Genomic DNA, 21258 nt, shown 5'->3' with positions numbered 1-21258 from the left:
GCCGAACCGCGCTTCGGTCAACGGAAGAAGACAAATGGACAGGCTCAAGTGCGGCGTGAGCGCCGTGGGGGACGCCCAGGCAGCCGGGCGCAATGCCTGGCGAGCGTTGTGCGCGCAACTTGGCGCGCGGCTCGACGTGCTCTGGCTTGCGCCGCAGGAGGCGGGCGGCGCGTGCGACCTGCTCGTGCTCTGCGTCGATGCGGGCGCGCAGGCGCTCGCGGCGAGCCATATCGCGCAACTGCGCAGTGCGAACCCGGCGTGCTGCGTCATCGTCGTGTGCAGCGGCCTGGGCGCTCAGGACGTGGCCGCGCTGCTCGGGGCGGGGGCGTTCGATTTCGTGTGCGCGCCGTATCGCGACGGCGAACCCGGCATGCGCGTGGAGCGGGCGGCCGGGCTGCTCGCGCGGCCCGCGCTCGACGCCTGCGAGGCTATCCGCTGCGCGCGCGCGCACGACCTGATCGGCACGAGCGCGCCGTTCGTGCGCGAACTCGCGCGCTTGCCGCTCACGGCGCGCAGCGACGCGAGCGTGCTGATCCTCGGCGAAACCGGCACCGGCAAGGAGATGTTCGCGCGTGCCATCCACTATCTCTCGCCGCGCGCCGCGCGCGGGCTCGTGGCGGTGAACTGCGGCGCGATTCCCGTCGAGCTGATGGAAAGCGAGCTGTTCGGCTGCGCGCGCGGCGCGTACACCTCGGCGCACGCCGCGCGCAGCGGGCTCGTGCGCGAGGCCGAAGGCGGCACGCTGTTTCTCGACGAGATCGACGCATTGCCGCTCGGCGCGCAAACCAAGCTGCTGCGATTTTTGCAGGAGATGGAATACCGGCCCGTGGGCAGCGACCGGCTCTGGCATGCGGACGTGCGCGTGATCGCCGCGAGCAATCACGACCTGGCCGCGCTCGTGGAACGGGGCGCGTTCCGGCGCGACCTCTACTTTCGGCTGAACGTGCTGAGCCTGAACCTGCCCGCGCTGCGCGAGCGCGCCGAGGACGTGCCCGCGCTCGCCGGCCATTTCGCGCAACTGTGCTGCCGCAAGGCGCGCCGCCCCGCGCTCGGACTCACCGCGCGCGCCACGCGCAAGCTGCTCGCCTATTCGTGGCCCGGCAATGTGCGCGAGCTGTACAACGTGATCGAGCGCGCCGTGCTCTTTTGCGGCGGCCCCGTGATCGACGCCGACGACCTCGCGCTGCCCGAGCCGCGCGGCCCCGACATCGCGCCCGAATCGTTTCGCGACGCCAAGGCGCGCAGCGTCACGGCGTTCGAGCGCGACTATATCGAGCGGCTGCTCGCCACGCATGCGGGCAACATCACGCAGGCGGCCACGGCGGCGCGCAAGAACCGCCGTGCGTTTTTCGAGCTGATGCGCAAGCACGCCATCGCGCCCGAGCGCTTTCGCCAGAGCGGCCGCGCGGAGGACTGAAACCGGCCCGAGGCGCACGCAAGCGATCGACTTCTCACGCAAACGCGCCTTGCGCGAGCCGCGCGCCAAGGCGCACGCAACGCTCATAGCAGTCGCGGTCCTCGCCGCGCACGCGCTGTTCGAGCCGCTGCGCGACGGCCGCATTGCGCTTGCTGTCGCCCAGCAGGTGCGTGTAGCCCGCTTGCGCCGCGCGCGCGGGATCGAACGCGCCCGCGAAGTCGGGAAAGAGATAGCGGATGCGCACGCCATGCCACGGCGAGCCCGGATGCGAGCGGTGATAGTCCACGCAGGCCGCGAGCATCATCTGCTCCACGCGCATGTTGTAGCCGTCCTTGCAGGGAATCTCGCACCATGCGCGGCGGTGCGCGGGGTCGCGCACGAGCCGCAGCGCGCTGTGCGCGTAGTGGCGCAGGAAGCCCACGTCCTGGCCGCCGACCACGCCGCAGTTCTCCTCGCGATAGACCTCCGAGCCGAACGAGCGCGCCCACTCCCACTCCACAGGCAGACTGAGCCCGTGCTTCGCGAACGCGGCCTCGATGTCGCACGGCGGCGACCAGGTGTCGAGCGGCGGATGCAGTTCGGGGCACTGCGCGAACACGGGCGCGTCGGTCATGTTGCGCGGCAGCGCCTTCCAGAGAAAGACGTCGCTGTCGATATGGACGAAGGGCGCGTCCTGCACGCTGTACGCGTAGAGCTTGCCGAGCGCCCACCAGCCCGCGTCTTCGTCGCGCAGGGCGTCGAGTTCGGTGCTCACCTGGGAGAACGAAAGACCGAGGTGATCGACGAGGATGGCCTTGCCCGCCGTGTCGGTCACGAGCGCGGTGTCGGGATAGTGCGCGCGCGCGACGCGCAGCGACAGCGCCCACGCGAGCAGGTGATGATGGGGCGCGCGCCAGACGCCGCCGCGCCCGGCCAGATACGGCTTGCTCCAGAACGACCAGACGGCGCGCATCGTCTTACCCCTTTCCCGACGATTTCGTGCTCGCCCGGCGTGTCGTGGCGCGCTTGATTTTTGTGGCGGCTTTCGTCGTCGCTTGCGGATCGAGCGTCAAGGGCGTGGTCTCGACGGGCTGGCGGCCGCCGCGCCCGCTGATCGTGAACGACGCGCTCTGCGAACTCGCCTGGCCGAGCGCCGAGGGCAGCGAGGCCGTCAACGTGTAGGTGTGCGCCGCGCCCACGGCGGGCAGCGCGTTGATCGACACGTTCACGCTCACGCTGCTCTCGCCCACGTTCACGGCCACGCTGGAGGGCACGCTCGCCACGTTCGCGTCGCCCGTCAGCGAAAGCTGGAGGGTCGTGGCGGCGACGGCCGCGTAGTTGAGCGTGATGGTGGCCTGCTGCACGATGGGTTGCGTGGTCGCCCCGGGTTTCGTCGCGACGATGGTGGGCGCGCCGTTGACCGACGCGACCACGAGCGCCTGATATGTAAAGGCAACGCTTTGCACGGCCAGCGCGGGATACAGATAGAACCAGCTTTCGAAATCGCTCGCGCGTGCGCCGTCGCCGCTCGGCAGGCCGAGATCCACGCGCTCGCCGTTGCCCGAAGCGGGCGTGCCGGTTTGCCCGAACGCCTGGCCGTCGAGCCAAATCGGCGCGCCCTGCGCATTGAGCCCGTAGATGGCGTGGCCGGGCAGCTTCACGCGCGCGCGGGCGGGCGCGCCCATTTGCGCGAAGGTGGTGAGCGAGCGGTCGATGACGGCCAGTTCGCTGATCTGGCGTTTGCCCGCGCTTGCGCCTGGCAGCGACCACGAAAGCGTGTCGCCGTTGAGCGCGACGGCCGAATCGAGAATGAACGGATAGCGCACGACGGTCAGGCCCTGGAGCGACGCCGCGCCCGCCGCGAGGTTGGTGGCCGTGTCTGTCGCGGTGCTGGTCGCGCCGAGCGGCAACGGCGTTTCGAGCGTCACGATGAAGTTCGCGGGCGAGAGCGGCCCGGTGGGCGCGCCGTCGAGCTGCACTTGCAGGCCGTTGGCGACGAGCGTGTCGAAGGTCATCACGTCGTCGTTGGACCAGTTGATGCCGGTGACGTGCAGCGCCTGCGCGTTCACGAAGCGGCTCAGGTCGGCAAGGTCCGGGAAGAGGCGGCGGCAGTCGTCGATGAGGAAGGGCGAGTAGTTGGACAGGCGCGCGTCGGAGCGGCGCAAATTCGCGTGGATGCAGGCGAGCGGCGCACGGAAGACGTGCGTGTAATGCGGTGGCTGGAACGGGTTGCCGTCGCTGCCGCAAGGCGGCCAGTCGATCTGGCCGGTGGCCGTGCGCGCCGCGATGGTCCACGCGTCGCCCGCGTAGTAGGCGCCCGCGCCGAAGCACACCTGGATGCCGTTTTCGAGTGCGATCCAGCCCGGCGAGAGCGGCACGCCGCTGGCGCCGGCGCTCGCGCCGCCCTGGTCCCAGCGGCGCATGCGCGCATGGCGCGCGGGGTCGACGCTCTGTACCGTCGTGGTCATGGTGAGCGTCATCGATGGGCGGTCGATCTGCTGGATCTGATAGAGCAGGCCTGGCTGGTCGGGCGTGTCGCCGAACTGGCCGGTGTCGTCGGCGAGTTCGATCCACTGGCCTTCCTGGAAGCCGAGGTTCGCGTCCATGCCGAGGCTCGCCACCTTCACCTTGTTGCCCGACACGCCGAGCACGGCCACCTCGACCGAGCCGTTCTCGCGCGACCACTTGAAGGTGGCCGCGCCGAGCGCGCCGCCGCGCTGGATCTCGATGCGATAGAGCTGGTTTTCGAGGCCCGTATAGCCCGCGGCGGGGATGGGCTGGCAGCCGCAGTCAGCGCCGCCCGTGGAGACCTGGGCGCTCAGCGTGCCGCTGTGCACGGGCGGCGTGGCCGCGTACATCGCGGCGCAACTGCACGTGGCGGGCGATTTCGCAGCGCCGCTGCCCGCCGCGGTGGCCGGGGCTCCGGACGTGGCGCTTGCGCCGCTTTCGAGTGCAAGCGCCGCTGCGAGCGCTGCGGGATTCAGCGCGAGGCCCGCGCTCGTCCGCGCCGCGCTCGTGGTGCTCGCGGCGCTTGTACCGCTCGTGCCGCCCGCGAGCGAGAGCGACGCAAGGGCGGCCTCGTCGCGGATCAGCGCCGCGCGCGAGGCCGTGGATTCGAGCGCTTGCGCCTCGCGCGCGCCGAGCAGCGTGAGGCTCGATTGGGTACCCGCTTGCGCGCTGGTCGAGAGCGTGGCGCCGCCTTGCGAGGACGACTGCGGCGTGACAAGATTCGCCGCCACGCGCCACACCGTTTGCAGGCGCACGGTCGTATCGGCCTGGCCGAGCGCGGGCTCGCCCAGGCACGCGTCGTCGAGCGCCGTGACCATGCGCTGCCACACTTCGAGAAACACCTGCACGCAGCCGCCGCCCTGTGTGCGCCACAGCGCTTCGAGCATGCCCGTGAGGTCGGCGGGCGCCATCAGGAACGGCTGCTCGTCGTAGGCGAGCGCGGCATCGTTCTCGCACAGCAGGCCGTGCACGTAATAGCGCCCCGCGCCGATGGAGAGCGTCGTGCCCGCCAGGCTGATCGCGAAGCCCGCGTCGTCCATCGGCGCGCCGTACTCGCCGATCACGTCGATGGTCTCGATCGTGCGGCGGCGCCGGTCGATGAAGCGCTGCTCGTTGTGGTCCGCGTCGAAGGCCACGCGCCCCTGCTGATCGAGGACGTCGGTGTAATGCTGCTGCGGCTCGAAGCGAATACGGCTGAAATCACCTTTCATGGCCTGCTCCTCGTTGCCTCTCGCGTCGCCACGTCTTTCGATGGTTGATGGGTCTACAGCAGTCCCGCGCCGATGCCGGGCAGCCACGCGTCGGCGTCGTCTTCGTCGCCGCAGCAGCTCGGCCGCGCGCCGTAATAGCTCGCGGGCGGCGGCGCCGGGCGCGGCTCGGGCCGCGCCGGATGCACGAACACGCCGCCTTCGAGCAGCACGGGCAGATACTCGGGCAGACGGATCTGCACGTTCGAAACCGCTTCGGTTTCCTGAATACCGTAGTACACGCCGATCTGCGAGCCGTTGTCCGCGCCTTGCCAGATCGCGAGCGGCACGTCGCCCGAGAGCAGCGCGTAGCCGGGCCGCCCATAGCGCAGCGTGACGAAGGAAGGCGCAAACCGGGCGACGCTCGCGGGGTCGGCAAGGTCGGGCGGCAGGCACTCGTAGCGGCGCGGCGTGATGGCGTTCTGCGGCAGCGAGCAAAAGCGCACGCAGCCGGTCTGGCGGCGGCTGCACCAGAGCGCGGCGGGCCACGGATCGTGCCGCCCCGTGCGCCCGAAGAAGATCGTGTTCGAAGCTAGAGTGAGCGTGCGCGTGCGCACCTTGCCGATCACGGTGCTGTCCTCGATATGCAGGTCCGCGCCCGCCGAGTAGCCGTCCGCGCCCGCGTAGGCCACGCAGCAAGGCGAATTCGCATCGACGATGGATTCGCTCACGCGCACCGAGCCCGCCGTGCTCGCGGCAATCGGGCCGATGATGCAGCGTGCGAGGCAAAGCGTGGTGTCGTTCGTGAGCACGATGCCGGGTTCGCATTGCGAAAGACCGTCACCGGCCGCGCCGAGGCCCGGCACGAAGGTGCAGTCGGAAAGCTGCGCGGTGAGCGGCGCGCCGCCCAGAGTCAGTTGCCCTTCGATCAGCACGCCGTTGATGACGAGTTGCCCGGCCGCAGCGGGGTCGCCGTTCGGGAGCGGCGGCGCGGCGAGCCCGTTGATGTCGAGGTTGCCGCTCAACGTGGCGCACGCTTCGTCCCATTCGAGCGCGCGCGGGCCGCCTTGCGCGAGCGGCGTGGCGGAAACGACGGCGAGCACGCTGGCCGAAGGCAGGGCGATGGCGTTCGGCCCGGTGAGGTCGATCACGTGGCGCTCGTAGCGGGGCAGCACGATGACGCCGGTCGAGCCCGGCGGCTGCGCGTTCCATTGCGCGACCGCGCTCGCCAGGTCCGGGAACGGGGGCGTGCCGACCAGCGCGTAGAAGTCGGCGGCGGCGAGGTTCGCGGTGGGCGCCTGCGCGTCGAGCGTCGCGCTGCGATCGTAGGGGCCGCCGCCCAGTGCGGCCGCAAAGCCGTATGCGTAGCTCACGCGCACGCTGGCGGGCGCGGGCAGATCGGCGGCGAACTGGATGCGGCCGAGTTCGGGGTCGATCGCAATCTTGCCGGGCGGCACGACGCACCACGGGCCGCCCGTCGCGCTTTGGCGGTCGGCGAGATTGGCGCAGCAGATTTGCGTGACGGGCACGGCCACGCCGTCGGCCACGAGAGCGAGGCTCGCGCCGTAGAAGCGGGCGGGCTGGCGGCGGAACTCGCCGCGCCGGATCGGCTGGGGCACGTCGAGGCGCGTATGCATGCGCGAGAACGGCGCGCCGCTTGCGGGCGGCACGCTGAACAGCGGCATGTCGAGGCCGATGGGACTGAAGCGAAAACGCCGCGCGTCCACCATGAACGCAGGCGCATCGCCGATCCACCACGGCTGGCAGCGCCACAGGTGGACGGCTACATCGGGCACATTGATGCGCCCCGGCCCATGCAGGCCGATGTCGAGCGGCGCGGGGTCGGGCAGCGCCACTTCGCGCACGCGCGGCGCGATGCGGCGCACGTCGAGCGTGCGGTTGCTGCGATCGAACGCGGTGTCGTCCAGCGTATCGAGCACGTCGTCGCGGCGCAGGTCGAGGCACGCCACATGGTGCGGACGTGGCAGGCGCATGCTCTGCGTCGTGACGATGCGGCGAAATTCCTCGACCACGATGGCGGGCCGCCCCGACACGTCGCCGGCCACCTGTTGCAGGCACACGGGCGTGCCCTTGCGGCGGCGATAGCCGATCGTGTTGGCCACTTCCGCGCGGCTGTCGAGCCCGGCGGCCGTCTGATAGATCGAGTTGTAGCCGATCAGGTCGCCGATATACGGAATGACCCACGGCATGCACGTTTCGATGAACTGATCGTCGTAAAGCTGTTCGATGTTCTCCTCGACCACGTCGAACTGGCTCGCGGCGATATTCATGAGCGCCTGCAACGGGCCGCCCGCGAGTGCGTCGCGCGTGCGGTAGACGGCCGGCAGCAGCGCGAACAGCGTTTTGGGGTCGAGGCTCATGACCAGACTCCGATGGCGTGCTCGCTCGCCGGATCGATGAGCAGCATCTGCGCGCCGAGCGGCGGCTGCGGGCCCGCCGCGCACAGCAGCGGCGGCACGGTGAGCGCCGCGTCGCCGCTCGGGCAGAGCGCCGTGAGTTGCATGGCGAGCACGCCGGGCGTGAGCTGCACGATCGAGACCACGTCGCTCGCGGCCACGCTCTGGCCCGGCTGGCGCGCAGCGAACGAAAACGCGGCGGCCAGGTTTTGCCACGCGGCGGCGAGCACGAGCGTCGTGTCGTAGGCGGGATCGACGCGCACGTTCGCGGCCATCTCGAACGGCACCGGCTCATACGAGGCGACCGTGAGCGGCACATACGGATTGCCGTACTGCCGCAGCGAGGCGATCAGGTTGAGGATCGTGTCGTCGGTGGGCGCGAAGGTCGCGCCGTTCGCGCCCGCCACGGTGAGAAACACGCCGCGCCGGCCGCGTGCCCACGTCCACGAGGCGATGGCCTTGGCGATGCCCGCGAAGTTCAGCGCGTAATTCTGGTAGTCCTCCAGCGACACCACGCGGCCGATGGTGAGCGTGGGCAGCGGCGCGCGCGCGCGTGCATCGGCGGCCGTGGCAGGATCGGCGCCGCCCGCCGCCGCCGAAGGATTGACGGCCGAGCGCAGCCCCTGGGGCCGGTCGATCGCCTGCGAAAGCTGGCCCGAAGCCACCATGCCCGCGCTGCCGATGCCCTTGCGATACACGGCGCGAATGTTCATCTGCCCGGTGGGCGGCCGCGCGCCGTTCACGCCGTCGCCGAACTGGATCACGGTGAAGCCCGCTTCGTTCACGCGCGTGACGAACACGCGGTCGGCCGGGCCGGAAGCGAGCAGGTTGGGCGCTTCCTGCCATCGCAGATTGTTGACCCACACCTGTAGCGTGGATTGCGCGCCGTTCTGCGCGGTCGAGGAAACGTAGGTGAGCGGCGACTGCTTGAGCGTGAAGGTGAGCGCCGGGTTGGTCGCGTCGCCGGAACCGAGGATCTCCTGCACGGTTTCGCCGTGCGTGGCCCAGACGGCGTTGGCGTTGACGGACACGGTGGCGGCGTCGTAGAGCCGCGTGAGCGGGCCGCCCAGGCTCAGCGTGGTCACGTCGCCCTGAACCGCCACGCCAGCCACATCGGAGGCTTCGCGCACCGGCGCGTCGCCGCTCGCGGCGGGCAGCAACTGCACGAACGCGTCGGGCACGAGCAGCGCGCCCGCCACGCCGCTCACCGTTTCGACGCTCCAGAGCGGCGTGCCGCTGCTTTCGTCCACGAGCGGCGGCCACGCATCGACGAGGAACACCTGGTTGTCGGGCACGGCCGTGGCCGCGAGCGAGCCTTCCGGCACGAACTGCGCGGCGGCGCCCGGCAGCACCTGAAGGCGCACGCGCTGGCCCGCCACGCCGATCGCCTGGCCAAGCGCGATGCGCTGGCCGCCGACGAGGCTCACGCTGCTCGCGCCCACGGGGGCGATGAGCGCCGGGTCCATCCAGTAGCCGGGGTTGGCGTCCCACTCGGTGAGCGGCAGCGCGGCGGGCTGCAACTGCGCGCTGTCCACGTAGACGGTGACGTTGCGCGTGTCGTTCTCGAAGGCGGCCAGCGCGGTATCGAGATCGTCGGACACCGTGCCGCCGAGCGGCGCGCCCCACGCGAAGGTGAGGCGGGTGGTCTTGGTGGTGAGCGTGTAGCGGTTCGGGTTGGATTCGTCGGCGGCCGTCACCAGCAGGCACGCCGAGCCCTGGGTGCCGTAGAACACGGCCCATTCGTCCACGCCCGCGGCGGGCGCGAGGCCCGCGTAGGCGGCGTCGAGATTGAGCCGCCAGGAGCCGGGCACGTAGCTCGAATAGCTCCAGTCGGTCGAGCCGCCGAAGAAGACGGGCGGGATGATCTTGACGGTTTTGGCTTCCAGCAGCACCGGACCCGAGGAGGGCGCGCCGCCGATGTTCGACAGGTTGTTGGAAAGCAGCGCCGGGTCGGGCGCCTGTACGCCATAGAGCGCGGCCTTTTTGTGCAGCACATAAAGGCACACGGCGTCGGCCGTCGTGCCTGCGGGAAAGTCGCTCGACAGCGCGTTGTCCCACTGCAACTGCGTGACGCCGCGCTGCGCGTCGGTGTTGACCGCCGTGACGAAGTGCGCGTCGGCGGGGCCGCTCTGCACGGGCTGGCCGCCCGCCGCGGCCACGAACAGCAGCAGGTCGCCCACGTTCACGTTGTTCGCGGTGCCCGCGATCCACGTGGCGTTCTCGCCGGTGAGCTGCCACGCCTGGGTGGTTTGCGCGGGCAGCGCGTTATAGCCGATCTGCGCGACGAGATCGGCCGAGGTCTCGAACATCTGCGCCGTTTGCCCCGGCCCCGGCACGCTCTGCACGCGCGTGCCGGCGGGGATGAGGACAGGGTCGGGAGAACCGGGCGCGTCCGCGAGCGTGAACGCGAGCACGTCGCTTGCCGCCACGCCGGGCGAAGGCACGTAGCCGATCAGCCGCGCCAGCTCGAACACCGAGCGCGTGTCGAGCGCGGTGCGCAGGAACGCTTCGTTGGCGAAGCGCTCCTGGTAGAACGTGAGGATGTCGAGCGCCACGGCCCACGCGTCGAGCAGCGCAATGCTGAAGTCGGTCGACTCGCGCGTGCGCAGCAGGCCCATCGGCGTGTAGGCGGATTGCGAGAGACTCGCGAGCATGCTGGCGTTGAAGGTCGCCCAGCGGCCCACGCGATAGCCGATCGCGGCGAGCGCGGGCGCGTTGACGATGCGCTCGGGCGTTTCGAGCGCGATGCCCGTGCAGCAGTCGCACAGGGTATCGGTCGTGGTCGGGCAGACGCTCATTTGCCACCGTCCAGCAGTAACGTGAAGGTGCCCCGGTCCAGATGATTGGGGTCGTTGTCGCAGCGCGCGATTTCGAGGCGCTCGAGCGTGAGATAGCCCTGCGCGACGCCGTCCACCCAGGGCGCGTCGAGCCGCCCGAACTGCGTGAGCGTGGCCGAGATCACGCCGTCCACGGCCTGCGCGGCGGCCACGAGCGGGCTCGCGTAAATGGTCTGCCCGAACACGAAGTTCGCCGCGTTGAGCAGCCCCGGCTGGCCGTCGCACTGGTCGCCCGTGATGAAGCGGCGCAGCAGTGCGCTGTACACGTCGCCGCGAAAGTGATCGGGCGCGACACAAATGCGCAGCACGATGGCGAGGCCCACGATGCGCGCGGCCTCGGCTGCGACGTCCACGCCGAGCATGCGCAGCAGGTCCAGGCGGCGGCGCGTGTCGGCGGCTAACTGCGGCGTGAGCGTGGTGTCCGGCTCGATCGAAACGAAGGCGCTGTACCAGCTGCCGGTCCAGCGCAGCGTGCCGCGCGCCTCGCTGATGCCGGGGAACGTCGAGGCCTGCGCGCCGTAGTCGTCCTCGGTCACGCAGCGCGCCTGGGTCTGGAATGAGAACGGCGCGTACTGGCGGATAGTCTCCATGCTCTCGGCATCGACGCCGCCCGCCGCCGCCAGCGGATTGCGCACGATCGTAATGAACTGAGGATTCCAGATCATATGGACGATGCTGTCGCGGCCCACGTTGCCCGCGCTGCCGTTGCCCACGCGGTAGCTCGCTGTGAACTGGAGGCCGGGGGCGGGCGCGGCGCCGTACTGGCCGTCGCCAAAGCGCAGGTGGACCGAGCCGTCGGCTTCTATCTCGGGCACGAACGCCGCAGCCTCGCCGGGGCTTTCCAGCAGATCGGGCACGGCGCTCCAGTGGCGCGCGTCGTCGCTGCTCACGGTGATTTGCGGCACGGCCGCGTCCGGGCCTGCGCTCTGGAACACCGAGGCGGGCGCGGTGGCGTCGTAGGGCGGCGCGAACGTCAGCAGGGTTTGCGCGAGTTCGGGATAGAAGCGCGCGTGGGCGGTGAGCACGACGGCGGTGCCGGTGCCGTCGTCGCAGGTGCAGCCGGTCGCGGCCTGGGCGGCGAGCGGCAGCTTCGGCACCACGCCCAGCGCTTCGCCCGTCACGGCCACGCCGTGGTCGGCGGGCACGAGGTTGCCGCGCGCGAGGCTCACGTCCGCGATGGGAGCGGGTGTGCCGTCGTCGTTCGTGAGCGTGACGGACAGGCAAAGCGGAAACGGCAGCGCGTCCTGCGCGGCCCACGTGATTTCGGTGATGGCCTCGCCCGTGAGCGGGTCGGCAAGCGTGGCGCCGCCGTCGTCGAATAGCCGCACGCTCGTGAGCCGCACGGCCCAGCGGTGGGTGGGATCGGCGTCGGCGGCCGCGCCCGTCAGCGGGCCCAGCACCTCCTCGAACACGAGCACCGTGCCCGTATTCAACGTGGCGCAGTGGCCGCTCAGCGTGGCCTGCGTCGCGCCGGCGGGCAAGCAGCAGTCGGTGTCGCTCCACGTGTAGAACGAGAGGCTGTTTTGCTCGGTTTGCAGCGTGACGTCGCACAGGCTGCTGAACACCGGCTGCGTGCCGGCCTGCAACGCGGCGACGTGCGGCAGGTCGGTGGGCCTCACCACGGTAGGCTCGCCCGGCGTGCGCACGTAGAACGCCGTGCCCGCCTGCACCGGTTGATCGTCCTTCGTGGTGTTCAGGAAGATCCACGCGCGCGCGTTGCAGCCTTCGCCAATCGCGTAGTCCACGAGCCGCGCATGGCGGCGCAGCGAAATGCGGCTGCGCGCCGTGCCGAGATACGCCTCGGTGCTCACGGCGTCCTGCTGGTAGCTCAGGTGGTCGGCGGCGTAGGCCAGCGCTTCGACGAGTGCCACGCCCATGTCCGCCGCGTGGGTTTCGCTCCACGCGGGCATGAGCGCGGCCATGCGGTCGAGCATGACCTGCACGAATCCTGGGTAGTCCTTGGCAAGATAGTTGATGTCGGGCGGCGGCGCGGCGGGCGTCGCGCAGCAGGTCGTGGCGAGGCAGTCGGCGGGCGAGGGGCAGTCGGCCTTGAACGAGAATGTGATCGAGGAGAGCGCCGGGTCGAGTCCCGCCGGTGCATCGTTGCCGCCGGGCGTGGCGACGAGCGTGAGCGTATAGGGCGAGAAGTCGCCGGTGCCCGAGAACGTCACGACGACCACGAGCGGGTCGGCGTCGCTCGCCGCGTCCACGCCCGTCACCGTGATCGCCGTGCCGCCGCTCACGCTCACGTTGTTCACGCCGAGTGCGAGACCGCGTGCATCCTTCAGGAACGTGATGGCGAGTTGCGTGCCGCAGCCGGGGCGCTCGCCTGGCAGTTCCGCGTAGTCGATGCCGTTCAGCGGCGAGCGCGTCAGCACGAGATCGCGGCGCGACTTCTGCGCGCAGAAGTAGATCACGATGCGCCTCCCGTGGCGAGCGCGCCATACACCACCTGCTGCGTTTGCTGCTGCTGCGTGGCCAGCACCACGTAGACCACGGTGATGAGCAGCGTGGCGTCCTCGGCGCTCACGCTGACCGACTGCACGCGGATCAGGTCCGATAGCCACATCTGCAAGCTGGCCTGGATCACATTCTGCTGCGCAGCCGCGAGCATGTCGCTATTGGGCGCGAACACGAGCTGCGCGGTGCCGCTGCCGAAGGTCGGACGGTTCACGCGCTCGCCGGGCGAGGTGAAGAGGATCTGCTCGATCATCTGTTCGATATGCGCGACGAGACTCGTCTGGGCCGTGTGGCCGTTCGGGTCGAGGGCGTAGGGGAAGGCGAGGTTCATGGCGGTTCGTGCAACGCTCATTGGGCGGCCACGCGCGTTTGCGCGACGATCGGCATGAGCGGCAGGCCGCTCGGCGCGCACACCGACGTGCCGCTCTGCACGACGAACGGCTGGCCGAACGAGGTCACGCGCAGCGTGCCGAGCAGCCATGTGCCGGTGATGCAGGGCGGGTTCAACGCCGCCGCCGCCGGGCATCCCGTCACGATCCACGGGAACGGCAGCAGCGCCGAGGGCATGCCGCTCAGCATGACCGCGGGGTTCGGCACCGTGGGCATGGCGGGCGCGCCGTGGGCGCAGGTGACGGTCGCGCCTTGCTGGAGGAGAAAGCCTGGCATCGCATTGCCTCTTCAGATCACTTGCAGCGCGCCTTCGTTGATGGTGACGGCGGGCCCCGTCATGACGATGGTCGCGCCCTGGCCGTTGCTGATCGTGATGCCCGTCTCGCTGATCGAGATCATCGCGCCCGTGGCCGTCTTGAGCAGGATGCCGCCCGTGGGGCCCGGCACGTCGCTGATCATCAGCGTGTTCTGCATGGTGGTCTGCACGACCATCTGCTGGAGGCCCGGCGGCGCGGCGAGCGCGAGCGCGGGCACCTCGGCCGCCGAGCCCCAGTAGCAGCCCACCCACACGGGGTAGTCGAGGTCGCCCTGCTCGAACTCGATCCACACCCCCGAGCCGATCGCGGGCGTCACGTAGAGGCCCGCCTGAATGCCGCCGAACGGCAGGCACGGCATGGCCCACGTGGAGGGCAGCACGTTGGAGACGGCGGCCACCTGGACCATGAGCCGCCCCATCTGCATGGGGTCGACGTTGTCGAGTACGGTGCCGCGAAACTTGCCGAAATGCTTGCTCGATGGCTTGCTCATGATCGGGTTGCCTGGGCGTTAGAAGGGCATGGCGGGAACGACGGGCGTGTTCGCGATCAGCGCGTTGCGCTTGAGCACGAAGCTCTGCTTGTACTCGCCGGGCTTCACCTGATGCGTGGTGCTGTCGACGTAATAGATGCCGTCGAACGCCACGCCCGCGCCGCGCATGCCCACGAGGCTGCGCGCGCGCAGGATCTGGCCGTAGCGCTGCACGTCGAGCGAGCCCTGGCCCGTGATGATGTCGGCCGTTTCCACCGCGCGCGCCATGCCGCGCATGAGCGCCTGGCCGATGGGCAGCTTGGCGGTGTCCTCCAGCGGCTCGACCTTCTGCGGGATGGGCGGCATGAGGCCGAGCGGCGGATTGAACGGCGTGACGGATGGAATCGGAATCGGCACGACGGTGTTGACCACGGGCACCTGCGTGAACACGACGGGCGTGACCGCGCCTTGCGGCTCGTAGCGCAGGCTCAGGCTTTCGACGTTGGTCCACGCGTCGAGATTCACGTTCAGGCACGGTTGCGGCATGCCGAAGCGGATCTGCGGGCCCCAGTACGCGGCGCTCGTGCCGGGCGCGGGGCCGGGAATCATGTAGAACACATAGCCGCACAGGCGCGCGAGTTCCTGAATGTAGTCGAGGTCGGTGCCCTTCTGGCCGGGCGTGCGGTCCGTGGGTACCTCGATGTCGGGCACCGGCACGGGCGTGACGGCGGGCACCACGCCGAACGCCGCATATTTCGCGAGGATCGCGGCCACGCGCACGTCGGGGCTCGTGCCCGGATACGGCAGGCCGGTGAAATCCACGAAGCCCATCAGCGCGGAAAGATCCTCGCCGGTGACCACGAGTTTCGACGACCCCTGCATGGCCTCGGGCGATACTTCGCAGTGCATCACAATGCCGTCGATCACCACTTGCGGCAGGCCGCCGAAGGTCGCCATCAGCACCACGCGCAGCACCGGCACGGGCGAGGAGGCGGCGAGCACGAAAAAGGTTTGCAGGATCGAGTCGTCGGCGAGTGTGAAGGTGAGCTGAAAGCCGCTCCTGCCTGTCGCCGATTCGGTCACCTCCGCCGAGACCAGCGCGTCGATGAGCGGCTTGGGCACCGGCACGGCGATCACGGGCCCGGCCAGCAGCGTGAGATAGAGCGGGCTAGCCATTGCGCGCTCCGGGCGGGATGTTCGACGAAAGCGGGATCAGCACGGCGCGGCCCGCCTGGGCGGTGAGCGCGTCGGGGTCCACGCTGGCGTTGGCGTCGCAGATCATCCAGTAGAGCAGCGGGTCGCCGAGAAACTTCGCGGCGAGGTTGTCGAGGCGATCGCCCTCGCTAACGGCGTAGCCTTGCGTCGCGGGATAGATCGTCGGCTGCGGCACGATGCGCCGCGCGAGATAGCGCACGGTCACGCCGTTGGCCAGCGTATACGGCAGCGTGGCCGCGCCGTAGTAGCGGCTCGAAGGCAGGGTCGGCGCGCCGGTGCCGGCGGCGGAGCGGATCAGCGCACTGAGGGAAGCGTCCATGATCGTCGTGCCTTCGCTGTGGGTAACGTGCGGGTGGCGGGTTCAGGCAAGCGACGCGAGCGCGAGCCCTTCCTTGGTCGTCTGGTAGACGAGGTACAGCGCGCCCGCCGGGGTGAGGAAGCCCACGTCGTTCACGCTCAGCACGCGCATGCCGAGCGACACCTTCGCGTGAATGGGGTTGAGCTGCGGGTCGAAAAACTGCTCGGTGATCTCCATGTCGGTGAGGCGCACGGGTGTCAGGCGCGTGGCGTTCCAGGCGAACACCGTGAGCGCCGATTGCATCGGCAGGATCTCGATCGTGCCGATCAGCGAGAGCACTTCGTTGGCGATGAGCGTGACGCTCGACGGGTAGATCAGCAACTCCAGCAGCGCGAGCTGCGGCTGGATGCCGAGCGCGAGCGCGATGGCGTCGCCGGCGGCGAGCGCGTCGGTGGCGTCGATCTCGATCTCGCACTTGATGGTCTCGATCGGCGGGCCCTTCAGGCGCAGGACCTCGGTGCGGTCGGGCTCGTCGCCCACGGCCTGCGGCTTGAGCGAGCGCGTGAGCGTTTCGGGGTTGTACTGCAAGGGGATCGACCCGAGCGGCACGCCGAGCGTCGGTTCGAGCATCAGGATCGCGCCCTTGCGCAGTCGCGGCGAAATGTCAGGCATGGGGGCGCTCCGTGGCGGCGGTGGCGGCAGTGGTCTGTGCAGGCAGGCGCGCGAAGAGGCGCCGCGCCAGTTCGCGCGCGGCCTCCTCGGGCGTGCTGCCGGGGCGCACAGTCAGCGGCGCGACATGAGCGAGGTGCTGTGCGCCGTTTGCGGCAAGCGAGGACCAGTCGCGCGGCTGCGCGGCCAGTGTGCGCAGCGCGGCCTCCAGCGTGCGCATGAAACGCGCGTGCTGCGCGGCCGTGTAGCCTTCCACGCTCAGATGCGAGATGTCGAGGCGCACGTTCGCGGGGGCCGTGCGGGCCTGCGTTTGCGTGGTGGATTGCGCCGCTTTGCGCGCCTTTGCCGCCGCTTGCCTCATGACCATCCCCTCGTTTCGGCGGCCGTGAGCGGCCGGTCCATCTTCGCGTACTCGGTGCGCGAGGCCGCGAGGATCTGTGACGCGCCGATGCGCGTGCCCGCCTCGGCCGCGAGAAAGGCCGCGTGCACGGCGATATTGCGGATCACGCCGCCCGGCACGTTGAGCTGCGCGAGTTGCTCGAAGTCGAGCGCCGCGTCGAGCGGCGCTTCGGCCGGGAAAATGCCGCGCCAGATGCGCGCGCGCGAAGGCGCGTCGGGCAGCGGAAACTGCACGATGAAACGGATGCGCCGCACAAACGCGGGGTCGAGCGCGTGGCGCTGGTTGGTCGTGAGGATCGCCATGCCGCGATAGCTGTCCATGCGTTGCAGCAGATAGCTCACTTCGAGGTTGGCGTAGCGGTCGTGGCTGTCGCGCACTTCGCTGCGCTTGCCGAAAAGCGCATCGCACTCGTCGAACAGCAGGACCGCGCCGCTTTGCTCGGCGGCGTCGAACACGGTGCGCAGATTCTTCTCGGTTTCGCCGATGTACTTGCTCATGAGCGCCGCGAGGTCGATGTGATAGAGGTCGAGATCGAGTTCGCGCGCGAGGATTTCGGCGGCCATGGTCTTGCCGGTGCCGCTGCCGCCGTAAAAGAGCGCGGTGAGGCCATGTCCGCGGCTATAGCGCTGCGCGAAGCCCCAGCGCTGGTTGACCACGGCGCGCTGACGCAGATGGATGGCGATCTGGCGCAGCGTGTCGGTTTGCGTGGGCGGCAGCACGAGCTCGCCCCACTGCGCGCGCGGCTCGACGCGCTGCGCGAGCGTGTCGAGCGCGCGGCGGCCCTGCTGGCGGCAGACCTGCCAGGCGACGTCGCCGAGATCCGGCCCGGCTTGCGGCGCGCCGCGCGCGAGGGCGGCGGCGTCACGGATCGCCGGTTCGTCGAAGTGGAAGTAATCGACGATGCGCTCCAGCGCGCCGTTCATGCGCGCGGCGTCGTCGCCGAGCGCGTCGAGCCATGCGGTGCGGCGTTCGTCGGGCGTCAGCGCGGGCACGTCCACGCGCAGCCCCGCGAGCCGCTCCACGCGCGAGCCGGGCGGCGCGTCGAGCGCCACGGGTGCGCTCACGCGCGCGAGCCAGCTTGCGAGCGCGGCGGCCGCTTCGTCGCTTTCGTTGTCGCTGCGCACGTAGAGCGCCGCGTGCTGCAAGGCCGCTTCGCGCGTCCACAGGCGTGCGAGCGTGTTGCGCTCCTCGGCCGTGGCGGGCAGCTCGCTCGCGTTCAGTTGCCACGGGCGCAATCCGGATCGTTCGCATAACCAGGCGAATGCGGATTCGCGCGCGGCGGCGCGCGCGCCGCAGAGCAGCAACGGCCGGTCCGCGCCGCGCGCGTCGCGCCACTGGTGCAGGCCGCTTTCGAGCGCGCGCTCGTAGGCATCCAGTTCGGCCCCGGCGCGCACGTGCGCGTGCGTGGGCGCAAGCGGGAGGATCGTCGCTTCCAGCTGCGCGTCGATGGCGGGCACGCCCAGCACGAAGTGCAGAATGCGTTCGTTCACGCGCAGCGGCGCGTGCAGCAGCGCTTCGGCTGCGCCGCTCACGCGGATCACGTCGATCAGGCTCCAGTAGCGCAGCGGCGTCGAGCCGCTCAGCGCGCTCCAGTGTGCGCCGTCGAGCGTCGCCAGCGCGAGCGCGAAGCTTGGCCACGGGCTGCGCGCGTCGCCCTGCGCGGCGGCGCATGCGTTCGCGAAGCGCGCTTCGAGGCTTGCGCCGAGGCACAGCACCAGCACGTCGAGTTCGAAGGCGCTGAGCGAGAACACGGATTTGAGGCGCGCGAGGGTGTCGTCGGTGGAGGCGGCTTCGAACGACGAAGCCGGGGCCGATGGCGTTGGCTCCGGGCGCGCTTCGCCGTGCCGCTCGCCGAGGCCGCGCACGAGTCGCGCATACACGCGATCGAGTGCTTGCGCGAGCGTTTCGGTTGAGGTTGAGGGCGCGGGTGAGGGCGTCATGACGGCTGCCGTGCTCATGGCGTCACCTCCAGTTGCGGCAGCCATTGCCCGTAGGTCGGACTGCCGTTCGTGGTGTCGAGCGCAATGCGGCTTTGCGCGCCGTCCACTTCGATGCGCACGGGCCACTTGCCCGTTGCGAAGCTTGCGGGCACCGTGAGCGCGAGCTGGCTCACGGGCGGGTTGCCGAGCGCACGGGCTTCGATCGGCAAGGCCGTGTCGCCGAGATAGAACACCACCTGCTGGGCGCTGCCCACGGCGGGCGAGATCGAGAGCGTGGCCGCGCTGCCGCGCGCGACGCTCGCGGGATTGACCTGCGTGATCACCGGCAGCAACTGGAACGGCATCGGGCTCGAACTGAAGCCCGCATGCGCGGCGGGCGAAATCGGGTAGGTCACGGTGCGCTGCACGCGCAGCGTGCGGGTGCCGGCTTGCAGCGTGGCGGGCACGGCGATGCGCAGCGTCGTGCCCTGCACCGTGTCGGGCGGCAGGCCCGCCGCGTTGTCGAACGACACGAGCGTGCCGCCCGGCGTGTCGCCGGTGAAGGCCTGGCCGAGGATCGTGAGCGTGCCGCCCGCGAGCACGGGGTTCGGCGCGACGCTCGTGATGACGGGGGCCTGCGAGGGCAGCGCGAGCACGCCGCGCCGCTGCACGGGGCGATTCGACGCGTAGCTGGCGGTGTCCTGGATCACCACCACCGAGACCTGATACGACGTGGTGGGGCGGTAGCTGGTCTGAAAGGCCGTCCAGAGGCGGTAGATTTCCTCGGTCGTGAGCGCTTCGGGCGTGATGCGGATGTGCTCGAACTGCGTGGCGAGCAGGCAGCCGCTGATGAGCTGGCCTTCGGGCGTCACGTTGTTGGTGCTGAGGTCGGTCATTGCGCTTTCGATCATCGCGCGCGGCACGACCGGCGTGTCGTGAAAGACCTTCATGGCCCAGCCGAGCAGGATCTCGGGATCGAACTGGCCCGCCCCATAGGCCGTCACGAGGTAGTGCAGATTCAGCGCGAGCGGCGGATTGCTGATGGCCTCGCCGCGCGCGTTGCGCGAGGGCTCGGACTCGTTGCGCAGCGCGGGGTTCAGGCTCGCGTAATACATGAAGATGTTGAGGTGCGGGGCTTCGTCCGCGCCGGTTTGCACGAGGTCGGGCGAGGTGGCCGTGATGCCGGGCGAGCCGCCGCCGAGCAGCGTGGTGGGGCCGTTCGGCGTGAGGGCGTTGCTGAGCAGCCAGCGCAGCAACGCGCTCACGCCGCCCACGGCGAGATAGCTGCTCATCGCGTGTTGCCTCCGCCACGGCGCAGGAAGGCGTCGAGGCTCACGGCGGGCCGGAACGGCGCACGCGGCGGCGCGGGCGGTGCGCTGGCGGCGCGCACTTCCACGCGGCCGAAGTTGATCGTGACAGTGGGCGCGGCGGCCGGCGGGGGGGCGGCGCGTGGCGGCGTGGGTGCGCGTGCGGCCGGTGTGGTCGGTGTGCTCGGCAGGGCGACGCGTTCCCTGTGTTCGGTATGCGCGGCGTGTTCTGCGAAGCGCTGTTCCGGCGCAAGCGGCGGCGTGGCGAACTCGTTGTCGCGGCGTGTGTTCCGGGCGGGCTCATGCGCCTTCGGTGGGGCCGAAGGTTTCGCACTGAGCAGCGGATCGATTCTCGCTTGCGAGGTGCGACGTTGTAGCGCGTGTGCAGTGCCTGGCGCCTGGGCCGGCGCGATATCGCCTGCTTCTTTCGTTGCGTGAACAACGACATGGGCCGGGCGCGCGGGCGCTTGTGTGGCATTCGCGCCTGGCCGTTGTGGCGTCGCATCGGCGCTTGTGCGGCCGACCTCGCTTGCGTGGACTCCGGGCGCTGCGGCATGCAGGACGCCTGGTTCACGCGCTTCCACCTCCCGATGCTCCTCGAAAACGCCATCCACGGCTTCGCCCGCGCGCGGCGCGAACGACGTGCGCAGCAGCGGTTCGATCCGCGGCGTGGGCTCCAGCGGGCTTTCGCGCGCGCGGCGCGCCATGCGTTGCAGCAGCGTGCTCATGCGTCCAGCAACTCCAGGTAGGCGTCGCGGCGGGCCTGGCTCATGGCGGCGATGGCCGCCTCGCTCCAGCCATAGTGCAACGCGAGGGTGTGAATGTCGGCGAGCAGGCGTCGCGCCGCATGGCGCGCCTCGCGCCAGACGAAGTCCGCGAGGTCCAGCTCGTGATGGGCGGCGTGGCCGCATTGCGGGCATGTCAGCGCGCAATGCAGTTCGGCGGCCGCGTGTATGCGTTCGAATTCGGCGAGGGCGGCGGGCGTGGCGGTCGTCACTTCATTTTTTGCATTCGTTGCGCTCTCAACCAGACAGCGCCGCAGCAGTTCGCGCTCGGCCGCCTCATCGTCGGGCATGCGGGACGCCGCGAGCAAGTCGGCCGTCGTCGCCTCGCGCACGCGCCATGCCGCATCGTCGGGCACGCTTGCGGCGCACGCATCGAGCGATGCGAGCGCGTCTTTCACGGCAAGGTGGAACGTCATGGGCGCGCCGCACGCGGCGCATTCGGCGTACCCCTCCAGCACGGGCCCGAAGCTCAGTGCGCGCAACGCGAGCAGCGCGCGGTTGCGCTCGGCAAGCGGCTGGTCGAGCAGCCTGTCGCGCTCGCAGCCGGGCCACGCGGCGGCCAGCAGCGTGAGCGGGCGCAGCAGCGCCGGCTCGCGCCGCGCCGCCTCGCACGCTTCGACGAGGCGCATGCCCGCGAGCGGCTGCATCGCGCCGGAGGGGTTCATCGCCATTGCCGGCTCCCTG

At 70.3% G+C, this 21258-nt stretch carries 17 protein-coding genes; 1 reads left to right on the top strand and 16 read right to left on the bottom strand.

What is annotated here, in order from left to right; genetic code table 11:
* The first annotated feature begins 34 nt into the window (after positions 1–34).
* Positions 35–1417, top strand: coding sequence for a sigma-54 interaction domain-containing protein (locus C7401_RS05685; RefSeq protein ID WP_112170389.1), 1383 nt, complete (start codon positions 35–37; stop codon positions 1415–1417).
* Positions 1418–1451: 34 nt separating this feature from the next.
* Here the strand turns inward: C7401_RS05685 and C7401_RS05680 are convergent, their stop codons facing one another.
* From C7401_RS05680 to C7401_RS05605, 16 genes are read right to left on the bottom strand one after another with little or no spacing between them, the layout of a single operon-like run.
* Positions 1452–2369, bottom strand: a complete 918-nt coding sequence (locus C7401_RS05680; protein ID WP_112170388.1) for a DUF6734 family protein — start codon at positions 2367–2369, stop codon at positions 1452–1454.
* Between the two features lie 4 nt (positions 2370–2373).
* Complete coding sequence (locus C7401_RS05675; RefSeq protein ID WP_112170387.1) at positions 2374–5115, bottom strand: DUF6519 domain-containing protein; 2742 nt, start codon at positions 5113–5115, stop codon at positions 2374–2376.
* A gap of 53 nt (positions 5116–5168) precedes the next feature.
* Positions 5169–7472: a hypothetical protein gene (locus tag C7401_RS05670; protein WP_112170386.1), complete on the bottom strand. Its 2304-nt coding sequence runs from the start codon at positions 7470–7472 to the stop codon at positions 5169–5171.
* Positions 7469–10306 (bottom strand): putative baseplate assembly protein, encoded by a 2838-nt coding sequence (locus tag C7401_RS05665; RefSeq protein ID WP_112170385.1) that lies wholly within the window; start codon positions 10304–10306, stop codon positions 7469–7471. The genes C7401_RS05670 and C7401_RS05665 overlap by 4 nt, the downstream gene beginning before the upstream one ends.
* Positions 10303–12762: a baseplate J/gp47 family protein gene (locus C7401_RS05660; protein WP_112170384.1), complete on the bottom strand. Its 2460-nt coding sequence runs from the start codon at positions 12760–12762 to the stop codon at positions 10303–10305. The genes C7401_RS05665 and C7401_RS05660 overlap by 4 nt, the downstream gene beginning before the upstream one ends.
* Positions 12759–13136, bottom strand: coding sequence for a GPW/gp25 family protein (locus C7401_RS05655; RefSeq protein WP_112170383.1), 378 nt, complete (start codon positions 13134–13136; stop codon positions 12759–12761). The genes C7401_RS05660 and C7401_RS05655 overlap by 4 nt, the downstream gene beginning before the upstream one ends.
* Positions 13137–13153: 17 nt before the next feature.
* Positions 13154–13471 (bottom strand): hypothetical protein, encoded by a 318-nt coding sequence (locus C7401_RS05650; protein ID WP_112170382.1) that lies wholly within the window; start codon positions 13469–13471, stop codon positions 13154–13156.
* Between the two features lie 12 nt (positions 13472–13483).
* Positions 13484–14002 (bottom strand): phage baseplate assembly protein V, encoded by a 519-nt coding sequence (locus tag C7401_RS05645; RefSeq protein ID WP_112170381.1) that lies wholly within the window; start codon positions 14000–14002, stop codon positions 13484–13486.
* An 18-nt stretch (positions 14003–14020) separates the two neighbouring features.
* Entirely contained in the window at positions 14021–15157 is a 1137-nt protein-coding gene (locus C7401_RS05640; protein WP_112170380.1) for a hypothetical protein, read from the bottom strand.
* Complete coding sequence (locus C7401_RS05635) at positions 15150–15515, bottom strand: LysM peptidoglycan-binding domain-containing protein (RefSeq protein WP_112170379.1); 366 nt, start codon at positions 15513–15515, stop codon at positions 15150–15152. Before C7401_RS05635 ends, C7401_RS05640 begins: the two co-directional genes overlap by 8 nt.
* Before the next feature lie 42 nt (positions 15516–15557).
* Complete coding sequence (locus tag C7401_RS05630; RefSeq protein ID WP_112170378.1) at positions 15558–16166, bottom strand: hypothetical protein; 609 nt, start codon at positions 16164–16166, stop codon at positions 15558–15560.
* The gene (locus C7401_RS05625; RefSeq protein WP_112170377.1) at positions 16159–16524 is read right to left on the bottom strand and encodes a hypothetical protein; all 366 of its coding nucleotides are present in this window, start codon (positions 16522–16524) and stop codon (positions 16159–16161) included. Before C7401_RS05625 ends, C7401_RS05630 begins: the two co-directional genes overlap by 8 nt.
* On the bottom strand, positions 16521–18521 hold the full coding sequence (locus C7401_RS05620) for an ATP-binding protein (RefSeq protein ID WP_258396906.1): 2001 nt from the start codon (positions 18519–18521) through the stop codon (positions 16521–16523). Before C7401_RS05620 ends, C7401_RS05625 begins: the two co-directional genes overlap by 4 nt.
* On the bottom strand, positions 18518–19774 hold the full coding sequence (locus C7401_RS05615; protein ID WP_112170376.1) for a Pvc16 family protein: 1257 nt from the start codon (positions 19772–19774) through the stop codon (positions 18518–18520). Before C7401_RS05615 ends, C7401_RS05620 begins: the two co-directional genes overlap by 4 nt.
* On the bottom strand, positions 19771–20517 hold the full coding sequence (locus C7401_RS05610) for a hypothetical protein (RefSeq protein WP_112170375.1): 747 nt from the start codon (positions 20515–20517) through the stop codon (positions 19771–19773). Before C7401_RS05610 ends, C7401_RS05615 begins: the two co-directional genes overlap by 4 nt.
* Positions 20514–21245 carry a hypothetical protein gene (locus C7401_RS05605; protein WP_112170374.1) on the bottom strand — a complete coding sequence of 244 codons (732 nt, stop codon included), beginning with the start codon at positions 21243–21245 and terminating at the stop codon, positions 20514–20516. Before C7401_RS05605 ends, C7401_RS05610 begins: the two co-directional genes overlap by 4 nt.
* Between the last annotated feature and the right edge of the window lie 13 nt (positions 21246–21258).

The organism is Paraburkholderia unamae, from assembly GCF_003268775.1.
Classification (GTDB): domain Bacteria; phylum Pseudomonadota; class Gammaproteobacteria; order Burkholderiales; family Burkholderiaceae; genus Paraburkholderia; species Paraburkholderia unamae.
This window is presented reverse-complemented; position numbering and strand designations above follow the sequence as displayed.